The following is a 12,896-nucleotide window of genomic DNA, read 5'->3' as shown; positions in this document are numbered from 1 at the left end:
AACACGATATTCACGCTGCGGGACATTCGTCCCTTGGTCCGGACCGAAGTAAGAAGAGAATTCGGAGAAGCATTTTCAGTATCTGGAAGCAGATTCAGCCGGACACATCCGCACCACCCAACCGCATCGCGGCCAGTCGCTTCGCTTCCTTAGGGTGGTAGGACGTCGTGAATACAAGAACGTTAGACGAAATTATTGTGGAGGAAAAATGAAAAAAGAAAATCAACATCGAAAATTAGAAAAACACTTTTATGTCATTATCAATAATAAGAAAGTTAAAATATTAAACTTCAAAATCGAAGACAGAGTTGATGATTTGACAGGTGAAGTAGTAAGAGTGATGACGATAATTACAAAGATACAAAATGAAATACTCAAAGAAAAAGAGATTCAAATTCAAATATCAACAAACGAAACGGATATAAATTTTAAAGGGAAATATAAGGGCGAATTTTCACAACCAGGACTAAAAAGATATCTTTACGTAATTGAAAAGGAGTAAGACTGAAAAATAAAAGCAGATTTGAGGGATTTCAAAGAAGACAATAACTTCGTCTAACACCATATTCACGCATCGGGGCATTCGCCCCTCGGTCCGGCAGCAGCTAGAAGATGTTCGGAGAGGCATTTCAGCAGCAGGAAGCAGAATCAGCCGGACACATCCGCACCACCTAACCGCATCGCGGCCGCCCTTCGGGCTTAAGGTGGTGGGACGTCGTGAATACAACAACGTTAGGCGAAATTATTGTATTTATTACTTTAGACACAAGGGAGAAATATTCTTTGGAAGACTTACATAAGAAGATAAAGTTAGCCATTCAAAAAAATGCTCAAACAAAGGGAATTCTGAATATTGATAAGTACAATTTTCAAATTAGAAAAAAAGATGCAATCTATATCGCTATAAATGAACAAAATGAATTTCAGTTAGTATATCTAAGAAAAGAGTTATTTGTATGGACAGTAAGAATGAAATTTGATCTTAAAGGTATGAGTTTCGACTTACCCCAAACAGAAAAAATACATAATGTGTTAATAGATCTTTTTCGTAGTACTTTAATAATCAGCAGATACAACATTGAAGATTTTTTTGAAGTAAAGATAAATGATCAAAATAATATGAGTTTTAAAATAGAAGAATATAACATAGCCTTTGATTTTTTCCTTGAAGACAAAAATAGAGAAAAAGTGGTTGAAGGCTTTAATACTTTAGGTCAATCAACATTTGTAAATGAAATAACAATAGAAAGCATTAAATTTAGTTGATGCAATGAAGACAATAACTTCGCCTAACACTATATTCACGCTTCGGGCCATTCGGCCCTCGGCCCGCTGGAAGTGATCAGCAGGGAGGCAGATTCAGCGGACACATCCGCACCGACTAACCGCATCGCGGCCGGCTGCTGGCGCAGCCTTAAGTCGGTGGGACGTCGTGAATACAAGAACGTTGTGCGAAATATTGCCAAAGAGAAAAAAATAGGAGATCTCAATATGAATGCTCGTGAAGTTATCGCATTTGGTAGAACAGCTGAAATCTTATCTTTTGATAATCAGCAAGTATTAAAGCTTTTTAAATCAGGTATTCCAGAGCATATGATTACTGCTGAATTCAATATCAGTAAAGTTGTATTTAATCTGGGAATATTATGTCCGCAACCAATTGAATTAGTAGATTATGGTGATCGAAAGGGCATCATTTACTCCAGAGTAAATGGAAAAACTATACTCAACATTATCTCTAGAAAGCTCTGGACTATTAATAAAGAAGCAAAAAGGATGGCACGAATTCATTATCATATTCATAGACATTCGGCATCGGACATTCCCAAACAGAAGGAAATCATAACAGAACGTATAAAACAGGCACCTATACTTTCGACAGAAGAGAAAAGACGAATGATTCTTAATTTAAATGAGCTTAAAGAAGATAACAAGCTTTGTCATGGGGATTACCATCCAGATAATATAATTCTTGATGATCAGAATGAATGGATTATAGATTGGATGACAGGTATGGAAGGAAATCCAGCAGGGGATGTTGCTAGGACATTTTTATTACTCAAACTTGGGAGAATGCCTGAAGAAACTCCAAAAATTATTTTAGGTATAGTCTCCCGAATAAGAAATCAAATTCTTAAAACATACATGAATGAGTACTTGAAGAGCTCTGAAATAACAATAAAAGAAATAGACCAATGGATAACTCCAGTTGCTGCAGCTCGGCTTACTGAGTGGATACCTGATGAAGAGAAAAGAGATCTTGTAGAATTAATTAGAAGATCAATCGTGTAGATGATTCAAGGAAGTGCAACACTTCGCACAACACCATGTTCACGCTTCGGGCCATTCCGTCCTTGGTCCGGCAGAAGTTAGAAGAGGGTTCGGGGATGCAATTGGCAGCAGCAGGGAAGCAGAATCAGCCGGACACATCCGCACCGACTAAGCGCATCGCGCCCGGCGACTTCGTCGCCTTAAGTCGGTGGGACGTCGTGAACACAAGAACGTTATGTGAAATTGCTGAAACCAGAGGAGATAACATGAAGAAAATTTGGACGGATTTCAATGGCCCAAATCCTAATAGACTTAGAATATCTAGCTTTGATATGGAATATTTCGACCTTTCTGATGGAGAAATAGTAATCATTTATACTGAAGATATTCAAGTAGAAGCAAGAATAATTTATGATGATGAGCAATCTTCATGGTGCGGAGAATTAGTAGGGGAAGTATTTACAGTCACTAAAGAAATTGAAGAGGCAAGAGAGGATGGATTTAGAAACGGTAGACTTTTTGGGAGTTGGACTGAAAGAGATAATTTGATAAGAAGAATGAGAGCTTTAAAAATGGATCCTAAAAAAATAGAAGAGATAACAGGAGTACCTAGAGCCGAAATTATTAAAAGATATTAGATTGGATGGGTTATTCGAAGAGGTCAGCAACATCACATAACACAATATTCGCGCTTCGGGCCATTCGGCCCTTGGTCCGGCAGAGGATATTTCGGGAAGCGAAGCAGCCGGAGACATCCATTCCCTAAGATAAGAGCTATCTAAGGGGAATGGACGTCATGAATACAAGAACGTTATGCGAAACCTCAGTAAAGCATAAATGCAAATGGGAAGTGATTTCGTGAGAGCTCACTATGTTACCTGTGTAAGTGTCGGAGGATATTCTCATGCACTTACAAGAGGAAAAAGTTATGAAGTTATAAAGATTGAAGATTATAAATATAGAATTTCAGCAGACCATGGCAAGAGAATTTGGGTTCACAAAGGCCATTTTATAGAAGGCATTAGTCAAATACCATCTTTAATCAACTGGAAATTCGATGATGATATTAATGAAATAGATTTTATTGATATTAGTATGATATTTTCTGATGGTAGTAAACGATGGGCGATCATTACAACACCAAAAAAATTATTGAATTATTTTAATAGTTCCGATGAAATCGGATTTCATATTGAAAACTTAATAATAATGAAAACGCTAGATCAAACGGATGTTGAGGAAACATTAAGAAATTTAGAAAGAAATGATGAATTAAACAAAGCAAGCAAGGAATTAATAGAAAGCAGTCTCGAAGATGGCTGAGGCATCGCATAACACCATATTCGCGCTGCGGGCCATTCGGCCCTTGATCTGCCCGGAGAGTATTCGAGGAAGCTGAGTCAGGCAGATACATCCATTCCCCTAAGATAGGAGCTATCTAAGGGGAATGGACGTCGCGAATACAACAACGTTATACGAAAGGACGAAGCTGAAATTGATTAAATGAAAGGATGATTAGTTTGATCACAAGAAAGCCGCTTGATGAAAATGATTTTATTTTATTCTCTCTTGATCGTAAATCAAGTGTTCATTTTAGCTTTGCTGATCTTGAGGCTGAGAGATATCCATCAATTTCGTATAAAGTTGAAATTATAGATCATTCCTTTAGAGGGTCAACCAATATATGCCTAGAGAAACACAAAAAAAAAGAATTCTTAACAGATCTTATTGAAATAAACAAATTAAGAGAAGGCTTTATAAACATAAAATCAATGAGCCCAGAGGAATTCGAAATATCATTGGAAAGTATTAGATTAGATCGGTTTATAATTAATTACTCATTACAAAGAAATAGATATTCAGAGAACTATATGATAACAACAAAATTGAATGGTTCATTTGAATTTGATTCTGAATATTTTAATAAATTTGAAAAAGATATTAGAAGAATATATGAACTATTGAATTGAAAAAACATGTGTAAGTATTTCAGGGTCCCTTCGTATAACACAATATTCGCGCTGCGGACCATGCGGCCCTTGATCTGCCAGGAGTATTTCGAAGAAGAGAATTCAGGCAGATACATCCATTCCCCTAAGATAAGAGCTATCTAAGGGGAATGGACGTCGCGAATATATCAACGTTATCGGAAACCATTGTAAAGAGCTAGAAATCCAAGGAGTTAATATTCATGACCACTTTCAAAGATGTATTACATAAGGTAGATTTTGATAAAGTATGGGATCAATATATCTATAATTATCCTGATTCTATTGATCAAAAGAATTATTTAAGATCAATATTTAATGATTTGTTAGAGATAGATGCAATTAACAACGAAGAGAATATGATTATATATATTGATAAACAAGAATCAAAACAATCACCTGAACTTCCAATTAATAATGGGGAAGAGATTGAAGAATTTCGAGTTCATGGGAAGAACAATTCTACAGAGTGGTCAGGGTATTGGGATTTATCAGCTTCAAAGTGGCCTGAATGGCTTGGATATTTTATTGACAATAATGTATTAAAAAGATTTAGATACGAACAAATAGTAGCACTATGTCTGTGTGAAATGACGTGGTTTGGATATTCAGAAATTGATATTGCAAATAAATTGAACAACCTGGGAAATGAAGAAGAATAATTTATCGGGGATATTCAAAGATGACAATGGCATCCGATAACACCATATTAACGCATCGGGCCATTCGGCCCTCGGTCCGGACCGGAGTTGGAGTGATTTCGATTGGAGCGAGCTCATATGCAGGGAAGCGGAATCAGCCGGACACATCCAACTCCCTAACCGCATCGCGGCCGCCCTTTGGGCTTAAGGGAGTTGGACGTCGCGAATACAAGAACGTTAGGTGAAAGATGCTTAAATTATGGAGGTGTACTCGATGTGGATTATTGATGAAGAATTACTTCAAAGGAGTACATGGAAGGAATTATTTCAAAAGATAGATTCTTTAGAGGGTAAGACAATTGGAGAATTAAATTTATTTGATCTTGTATTCTTTAATTCGATGGATAATTCTTTTGTGGGAAATGGTGTCTATGTAATTAAAGAAAATGAAGAGATAATATACATAGGAAAGGCTTCCTCAAGACCATTTATTGAAAGATTCGGTGGACATCTTGACTTAAGAACAATTGGTGGTTTCAATAATCTATTAAAGAAAATAGTTGAGAAGAAATTAGGTAAAGAAAAAAACGATCAAACAATTGCTGAGGCTGGAAGATGGTTGATGAAATGTAAGGTTATTTTGGTGTGTATGGAAGGAAGAACGGATAACTCATTACAATTCGAAGTGTTGGAGAACGTACTAATAGATAAATATCGCTATAAACAGTTGTTAAACAAAAAGTTTAAGCTTAAGTATAAATACGATGAGGATAGAATAATAAGAGATCTTGTTTATAGTAATATCGGGGAAGAAGCATCCATCACCTAACACCATATTCACGCATCGGGGCGTTGCCCCTCGGTCCGGTCGAAGTTGTAGAGGATTCGATTGGAGCGAATTCAGATACAGGAAGGCGGAATCAGCCGGACACATCGATCTTCCTAAGATAGGAGCTATCTAAGGAAGATCGACGTCGTGAACACATGAATGTTAGAGGAAATTCCCTAATGCAAATGAAGAACAAGAGGATACGAATTGTGTATTCTCTTTTTTAGTTATTCATGCTACATTGTACCTAATATCTGGAAATAAACACGTGGTGTCAAGAGCGTTATTAAAGATCAAGAGCGCAATTAAAGATTAAGAGAGTAATTGAAGATCAAGAGACAATTGAAGATCAGGAACGTAATTGAAGATTAAAAGCGTTACTGAAGATCAAGAACGAATTAAGGATTAATGCGAATTTGAAGATCAAGTTCGTAATAAAGATCAAGTTCGTAGTAAAGATCAAGTTCGTAGTAAAGATAGAGAGCATTATTAAATCAAAGTGTTTTGTAAGATTCTCGAAGAAGAGGGATTTTCAGTAGCGGAGAAGTAGAATCAGCCGGACACATCCGCACCACCCAACCGCATCGCGGCCAGTCGCTTTGCTCCTTTAGGGTGGTGGGACGTCGAGAATACAAGAACGTTAGGCGAAATTATTTCAAACCTAGGAGAAATGATAAGTGAACAACCAATTCGACTTTCAACAATTTTGGTCAATGAATTTTCAATCAATCCTTAATTATGAAAATTTGCTCGACTACATCAATGATGATGATGCATTGAGGATATTTACAAATAAAATGGGTTATAGGATTAATGATGATGGGGGATATGAACATATTCCATTAGATAGTGAAGATAGAGGGGATTGGCATAAATATACTAAGTCTAATCTTACTCAAACAGTAAATGTTATGAATAACCAAATTATTGTCTATATGGCGACTATTGTAGAGACATCGATGTATGATTTTTTTCTTTGCATATTCAAAAAGGAACCGAATAGGATTTTATCTTTGACTCAATTATTTGATGATGGAATCGCAGATTTAGGCTTCTCATTTTCTGATTTTCTGAAATACGAATCAAAAGACGATTATATTAATGAAATGGCAAATAGAGCATCTCAAAAGTGTAACTCAGGAAAAATTAAATCAGTTTTTAAAAGGATAAAAGATATAACGGGACTTCAAATTCCAAATACCATTTCCAATGCGATTATTGAATTGGTGAGGCTTAGAAATGAAATTGTTCATGAAAGAATCACCCATGATTTAAAGTATGACATTCTAAAAAGCTATTCAGATGAGCTTGAAAAATTGCTATTTAGCCTTGCCATAAAGGTATATGAACTAAATATAAATGTTAATGACCCTGGTGACTTATTGGGGTTAAATGAATATACAGAAGATGAAGTGTTATCAAATGAAGTGAAATAACTTCGCCTAACACCATGTTCACGCTTAGGGCCATTCGGCCCTCGGTCCGGCAGGAGTTAGATGAGGATTCGGGGATGCAATTGGCAGAAGCAGTGAAGCGGAATCTGCCGGACACATCCGCACCGACTAAGCGCATCGCGCCCGGCGACTTCGTCGCCTTAAGTCGGTGGGACGTCGTGAACACAAGAACGTTATATGAAATAGTCGTAAACCAATTAATACATTATTACATCTTAGAAGGTGATCTTTTGGAGTCTGAAGAGGACAATGAAATTATTAGTCTGATATCCAGTGGAAATGATCAACTATTGAAAGATTTAATTGTATTAAGAACAAACAGATGGAAGTATCATTTGATTATCGGAGAATATACTACAGGGTTATTCTCAGACCTTGAAAGGAAATTGAATGAGGAAACAGCTTTTAGATTAATAAGGATATCAATGCAAATAGTATTAGAACAATCAGATTCGGATTTAATTACAACTAGTCTATCCCTATTGATGGATCTCGTAAGGACGAGTAATACGACAGAAATACCAGAAGGATTAATTGAAGGACTTTCAATACTAGATAATATGAAGCTAGAGATTGACGATAAGGAATATATAAAATCGATAAGAAATTGGTATAGAATATAGAGCTTTTGTTCGTTTCTCAAGGAAGACGACTACTTCATATAACACAGTATTCACGCTTCGGCAGACAAGCTGCCTCGGTCCGGCTCGAAGTCTAGAAGAAACTCGATGAGGAATTTCGGCAGCAGGGGAGTGGAATCAGCCGGACACATCGATCACCCTAAGATAGGAGCTATCTAAGGGTGATCGACGTCGTGAATACAAGAACGTTAGGCGAAATTCCCTAAGTGCGAGGTGAAAGAAATGCGATGGAGCAAGTTGAAAGAACAATTAGAATCAAGAATATGTGACTCTCTCAAAAATAGAGTTTCATATAATAGCACACGTTATAGGGGGACACATGATCAAGTAGGTAGGGCCTGGGTAACTTTTGATCATGATATTATTCATGATTTTTGTACAGTCAAGAGAAGTTATAAATATAATACCCTTGCCAATGAAATTAGAGCGGAAACCAATTCCCTAGATTGGAAAGATCCAGTTCAGCAGAAAGGATATTATCAAGCATATAACCAAGCTGCTAACGAAATGGAACGACAAGGGATACATAATCAATACGAATTTTATGAAGCTATTGAAGAATACTTAAATTTATCAATTGAAGATGCCATGAACTCATCAAACCCAATTATAAGGGCTATTGCTTTCTTCGATGGAAGATTAGGAAAGAGAAGATTATTGAATATAAAAAAGGATGAAAATATTATCGTAATTAAATTTATAGTGATAAGGAAAAAGGCAGAGGGGCTATACAAGGAAGAGGGAAACTTCGCCTAACACCATATTCACGCATCGGGGCATTCGCCCCTCGGTCCGGACCGGAGTTAGAAGTGGATTCAGAGAGGAATTTTCAGCAGCTAGGAAGCGAGGTCAGCCGGACACATCCGCACCACCCAACCGCATCGCGGTCAGTCGCTTAGCTCCTTTAGGGTGGTGGGACGTCGTGAATACAAGAACGTTATCTGAAATATCCCTAATTGCATTTTGGAGGAAAATCTTAAATGATAATAGATTTTAGATTATTTGAAGCTCTTGCAGAGCTAAACTCTTTAAGAGATATTTTAGTAACGATTGACGATCAAGAGTCGCATCTATCTGAACTAAGATGGAAAGAGCTATCAAAACAGGTTGAGTCATATGGAAAAAATGCAAGTGAAGATGACTGGGATATTGTAAGACAACAACATTATTATCAAACGGAATATTTATACCCGAAGGCATTTAGGAGTGCATTTATTATAAGCTTATGGGCATCATTTGAGGCTTCACTAATTGAAATAGCAAAATTTATACAAGCAAAAAAAGAAATTCAATTAAAGCTATCTGACATTCGAGGAAGTAACATAATTGATCAATTTAAGAAATATTTTGAACACATTTTAATATTTGATCTTGAATTAAGTGATGAAGCGTGGAGTAGGCTGGATTTTCTGTATTTATTGCGTAATAGTTATGCACACACAAATGGCCGGTTAGAAATGCTTAAGGAACATGACAAAAATAGAATGCAAAAAATAATAGAAAGGAAGACTGAAGTAACTGAAGTTAATGGATATATTATTGTGGAAATGGAATGTGTATATGCACTATTTGGTTTTATTAATATCATTCTACAAAAACTAATAGCAAATGTTCGTAACTGGGATGATGAATTGAAGGCTATTCGTTGAAGTAGGATACTTCAGATAACACCATATTCACGCTTAAACAGTCGAGCTGTCTCGGTCCGGACCGGAGATGAAGTGGATTCGAAAGATGTAGTTTCAATCTCAATGAAGCTGATTCAACCGGACACATCGATCACCCTAAGATAGGAGCTATCTAAGGGTGATCGACGTCGTGAATACAAGAACGTTATAGGAAATCAGCGTAAGAGCATTAAGTACATCAAAACCTTTTGAAGCAACAAATACATTAATAGAATTGGGATAAATATGAGAAGTGCAAAACTAATGTATAAAATTCTAATAGTTTGCATACTTACTTTCACAGCAACCGGCTGCGAAGATGCAGATAAAGAACCTTATTTAATCTTTAAGAATGACAATGGGAGATATATTAATGACAGACCTTGAACTAAAGGAACATGGTGTAATTTCTTTGCTCGATAGTAATTTCTCTCGTGGGCTCTATATATTGCCTAAGAATAAAAATAAAATTGAAGAAGTCACTACTAAAGCATTAAATCGATCAATTGAAATCTATTATAGAGATGAACTAATTGAACAACTTCCAACAATAACGCATGTTATTAAGGGTATCAATTTAGTATTCACGATGGATGAAGAAACATTAGGTCGATTAGATCAGATAATTAAAGATAACAAGTAACAATTAACGAAAGTAACTCAAAGGTGACGCTGACATCCTATAACACCATATTCACGCATCGGGCATTCGCCCTCGATCCGGCGAGAAGTTAGAAGTGGATTCGGAGAAGCATTTCAGTAGCAGAGAAGCAGAATCAGCCGGACACATCCGCACCACCCAACCGCATCGCGGCCAGTCACTTCGTTCCTTTAGGGTGGTGGGTCGTCGTGAATACGCGAACGTTAGAGGAAATTCCCTAATACATATGAAGAACAAGGGGATACGAATTGTGTATTCTCTTTTTTAGTTATTCATGCTACATTGTACCTAATATCTGGGAATAAATAAGTGGATGCCAAGAGAGTAAATGAAGATTAAGAGCTTAATTTAGAGATCAAGAGTGAAATTGATGATTAAGAGCCTAATTAAAGATCGAGAGCTTGATTGAAGAATAAAAGCGTAATTAAAGATTTAAGAGCTTAATTGAAGATCAAGTGCGTAATCAAGATCAAGAACGTAATTAAGGATTAGTGCGATTTTGAAGATCAAAAGAGCATTATATAATCAAAGCGATATGAAAGTTTCTCGAAGAAGAGGGAACTTCCTCTAACACAATATTCGTACTGCGGGCCATACGGCCCTTGATCTGCCAGAAGTATTTTCGAGGAAGCTGGATCAGGCAGATACATCCATTCCCCTAAGATAGGAGCTATCTAAGGGGAATGGACGTCGCGAATACAAGAACGTTATGTGAAATAACACAAGTACCAACACAGAGGAGAAAAATTGCAAATGGAATCGCATATCAATTCAGAGCTTAAAGAAATAAAATTTATTGGATTTTGGTATCGAGTAATAATTCAACTAATTGATTTCATACCGTTTATCCCAATCATCTACCTCTATAATCTTTCTGTTAATCTATCGATTAACATGGAGAGTATAATTCCATATGTAATCTACTGGATAATAGTCTATTTGTATTTCATTATCATGATATCTTATTTTGGAGGTACGCTAGGCAAACTAATTATGAAAGTTAGAATAACTGATCGAAATGGTAGAAACCTATCAATTTTTAATTCAATCAAAAGGATATCAATCTATTTACTCTTTTCAATTGTTCAAATCTTAATATTTCAACAAGGCATCCAAGAAAGTATAGATCAACAACAAATTAGCAATTATATCAATAATTATTCAGGGAAGTATGAAATATTAAATATCTTAATGGGATTATTATTTATTATTGATTCTCTATCTATTGCTTTTAATAAACAAAAGAGAGCTATTCATGATTTTTTGGCTAAGAGTTTTGTAATCCATAAGGATTCTAGGGAATTAATGAAGCTGAAGGATTAGACGGTGAAGCCATGTTTCTTCACATAACACCATATTCACGCTTCGGGGACATACGCCCCTCGGTCGGGTCGGAGTAGAAGAGGACTCGATTGGAGCGAACTCAGATACTAGGAAGCAGGATCAGCCGGACACATCGATCTTCCTAAGATAGGAGCTATCTAAGGAAGATCGACGTCGTGAATACAATAACGTTATGTGAAATCAGGGCATATTGGATTTGGGGGATTGTAATGAAGAATATAGCACAAGAAGAGAAGTACCTCGATTGTCGCAAGGAGGTATTATTTTGTATACAAGATAAGTATAAAACTGATAAAGTTGATATTTTTTATTCACCAGATATGGCATATAAGTTAATCATTGAATATTTTAACAATAAAGAAAATCGAGGATGGCAATATACTAGAGGGATTGTTAAACAGCTTAGTACGGGGAAGGAAATTTTTTTGATCCGTAATATTGGATCATTTGACTTCGAATGGATTATGAAAGAACAAGAGTATCATTTACTTTGTGGACAAGATTATCAAGGTTACACAATAGTTGATTTAATAAACATGAAAGTTATTGATTTTGTGCCAGAAGAATTTTATGAGGGTATGGGATTCTGTTGGGCGGCAATACATTACGCTCCTGGGATTGATGTATTGGTTGTAGAAGGGTGTTATTGGGCTGATGAATACGAAATCAGATTTTACGATTTTTGTAAACCATTAGAATTACCATATAAAGAATTAAAGAAAATAAAACCCTATGAGAGGATAATTGGTTGGAAAGATAACGGAAATTTCGAGTATGTAGATGAGGAAGGGGAAAGACAGATAGTGAAGATATTTTGAAGGTTATATCAATGAAGGCTCTGACATCACATAACACAATATTCGCGCTGCGGGCCATACAGCCCTTGATCTGCCTGGAGTGTTTATCGAGGAAGTGAATTCAGGCAGATACATCCATTCCCCTAAGATAAAAGCTATCTAAGGGGAATGGACGTCGCGAATACAAGAACGTTATGCGTAATTCTCGAGAGCATTTATAAAGGCTAGATTGTGCGTGTCCGCTTTAATGAAAACCAAGATTATCATTAAAATCTAAGAATATAATAAAGCAAAATAATCAGTAACAACTAAGATCCAAAAGCAACATAATCTCAAGAGCAACATAACCTCAAGAGCAACATAACCTCAAGAGCAACATAACCTCAAGAGCAACATAACCTCAAGAGCAACATAACCTCAAGAGCAACATAGACCCAAGAGCAACATAACCTCAAGTGCAACATAGACCCAGGAGCAAGGAATCAATTTTTACGGCACTAGAATATTAATGTCTGAATCAGATCAAGGGCGAAATAGAATTAATGGACAAACATATCTAAATATTGAGAGTCGTTTTTGCATATTCAGCTCACTTCCAATAGT

15 protein-coding genes are annotated in these 12,896 nt (G+C 36.3%); all 15 read left to right on the top strand.

Going from position 1 to position 12,896, the window contains the following annotated elements; translation table 11 throughout:
• Positions 1-208 precede the first annotated feature (208 nt).
• The 15 genes from M1K58_RS29160 to M1K58_RS29090 all read left to right on the top strand — a co-directional run bounded on the left by M1K58_RS29160 (position 209) and on the right by M1K58_RS29090 (position 12,314).
• Entirely contained in the window at positions 209-502 is a 294-nt protein-coding gene (locus M1K58_RS29160; protein WP_256762451.1) for a hypothetical protein, read from the top strand.
• Positions 503-717: 215 nt separating this feature from the next.
• Positions 718-1,266, top strand: coding sequence for a hypothetical protein (locus tag M1K58_RS29155; protein WP_256762450.1), 549 nt, complete (start codon positions 718-720; stop codon positions 1,264-1,266).
• Between the two features lie 225 nt (positions 1,267-1,491).
• Positions 1,492-2,292, top strand: coding sequence for an aminoglycoside phosphotransferase family protein (locus M1K58_RS29150; protein WP_256762449.1), 801 nt, complete (start codon positions 1,492-1,494; stop codon positions 2,290-2,292).
• A gap of 197 nt (positions 2,293-2,489) precedes the next feature.
• Positions 2,490-2,909, top strand: a complete 420-nt coding sequence (locus tag M1K58_RS29145; RefSeq protein ID WP_256762448.1) for a hypothetical protein — start codon at positions 2,490-2,492, stop codon at positions 2,907-2,909.
• Positions 2,910-3,129: 220 nt separating this feature from the next.
• Positions 3,130-3,594, top strand: a complete 465-nt coding sequence (locus tag M1K58_RS29140; RefSeq protein ID WP_256762447.1) for a hypothetical protein — start codon at positions 3,130-3,132, stop codon at positions 3,592-3,594.
• Positions 3,595-3,791: 197 nt separating this feature from the next.
• Positions 3,792-4,241 (top strand): hypothetical protein, encoded by a 450-nt coding sequence (locus M1K58_RS29135; protein WP_256762446.1) that lies wholly within the window; start codon positions 3,792-3,794, stop codon positions 4,239-4,241.
• Positions 4,242-4,462: 221 nt separating this feature from the next.
• Positions 4,463-4,921 (top strand): DUF6557 family protein, encoded by a 459-nt coding sequence (locus tag M1K58_RS29130; RefSeq protein ID WP_256762445.1) that lies wholly within the window; start codon positions 4,463-4,465, stop codon positions 4,919-4,921.
• Between the two features lie 253 nt (positions 4,922-5,174).
• Positions 5,175-5,729: a hypothetical protein gene (locus M1K58_RS29125; RefSeq protein ID WP_256762444.1), complete on the top strand. Its 555-nt coding sequence runs from the start codon at positions 5,175-5,177 to the stop codon at positions 5,727-5,729.
• A 677-nt stretch (positions 5,730-6,406) separates the two neighbouring features.
• A complete protein-coding gene (locus M1K58_RS29120; RefSeq protein WP_256762442.1) occupies positions 6,407-7,165 on the top strand; it encodes a HEPN domain-containing protein in 759 nt (252 codons plus the stop codon).
• Positions 7,166-7,341: 176 nt separating this feature from the next.
• Positions 7,342-7,806, top strand: a complete 465-nt coding sequence (locus tag M1K58_RS29115) for a hypothetical protein (protein WP_256762440.1) — start codon at positions 7,342-7,344, stop codon at positions 7,804-7,806.
• 240 nt (positions 7,807-8,046) lie between these two features.
• Positions 8,047-8,580: an SF0329 family protein gene (locus M1K58_RS29110; RefSeq protein ID WP_256762438.1), complete on the top strand. Its 534-nt coding sequence runs from the start codon at positions 8,047-8,049 to the stop codon at positions 8,578-8,580.
• Positions 8,581-8,804: 224 nt separating this feature from the next.
• Entirely contained in the window at positions 8,805-9,473 is a 669-nt protein-coding gene (locus tag M1K58_RS29105; RefSeq protein ID WP_256762436.1) for a hypothetical protein, read from the top strand.
• Positions 9,474-9,864: 391 nt separating this feature from the next.
• On the top strand, positions 9,865-10,134 hold the full coding sequence (locus M1K58_RS29100) for a hypothetical protein (RefSeq protein ID WP_256762434.1): 270 nt from the start codon (positions 9,865-9,867) through the stop codon (positions 10,132-10,134).
• A gap of 771 nt (positions 10,135-10,905) precedes the next feature.
• Positions 10,906-11,475, top strand: a complete 570-nt coding sequence (locus M1K58_RS29095; RefSeq protein WP_256762433.1) for an RDD family protein — start codon at positions 10,906-10,908, stop codon at positions 11,473-11,475.
• Between the two features lie 230 nt (positions 11,476-11,705).
• Positions 11,706-12,314 (top strand): hypothetical protein, encoded by a 609-nt coding sequence (locus M1K58_RS29090; protein ID WP_256762431.1) that lies wholly within the window; start codon positions 11,706-11,708, stop codon positions 12,312-12,314.
• Positions 12,315-12,896 lie beyond the last annotated feature (582 nt).

This window comes from Cohnella sp. WQ 127256 (genome assembly GCF_024519285.1).
Lineage (GTDB): Bacteria > Bacillota > Bacilli > Paenibacillales > Paenibacillaceae > Cohnella.
This window is presented reverse-complemented; position numbering and strand designations above follow the sequence as displayed.

What these genes read in the sequence shown, in the direction of transcription:
- M1K58_RS29160 (WP_256762451.1), top strand. Translation starts at nt 209, where the DNA reads ATGAAAAAAGAAAATCAACATCGAAAATTAGAAAAACACTTTTATGTC.
- M1K58_RS29150 (WP_256762449.1), top strand. Translation starts at nt 1,492, where the DNA reads ATGAATGCTCGTGAAGTTATCGCATTTGGTAGAACAGCTGAAATCTTA.
- M1K58_RS29130 (WP_256762445.1), top strand. Translation starts at nt 4,463, where the DNA reads ATGACCACTTTCAAAGATGTATTACATAAGGTAGATTTTGATAAAGTA.
- M1K58_RS29125 (WP_256762444.1), top strand. Translation starts at nt 5,175, where the DNA reads ATGTGGATTATTGATGAAGAATTACTTCAAAGGAGTACATGGAAGGAA.
- M1K58_RS29110 (WP_256762438.1), top strand. Translation starts at nt 8,047, where the DNA reads ATGCGATGGAGCAAGTTGAAAGAACAATTAGAATCAAGAATATGTGAC.
- M1K58_RS29105 (WP_256762436.1), top strand. Translation starts at nt 8,805, where the DNA reads ATGATAATAGATTTTAGATTATTTGAAGCTCTTGCAGAGCTAAACTCT.
- M1K58_RS29100 (WP_256762434.1), top strand. Translation starts at nt 9,865, where the DNA reads ATGACAGACCTTGAACTAAAGGAACATGGTGTAATTTCTTTGCTCGAT.
- M1K58_RS29095 (WP_256762433.1), top strand. Translation starts at nt 10,906, where the DNA reads ATGGAATCGCATATCAATTCAGAGCTTAAAGAAATAAAATTTATTGGA.
- M1K58_RS29090 (WP_256762431.1), top strand. Translation starts at nt 11,706, where the DNA reads ATGAAGAATATAGCACAAGAAGAGAAGTACCTCGATTGTCGCAAGGAG.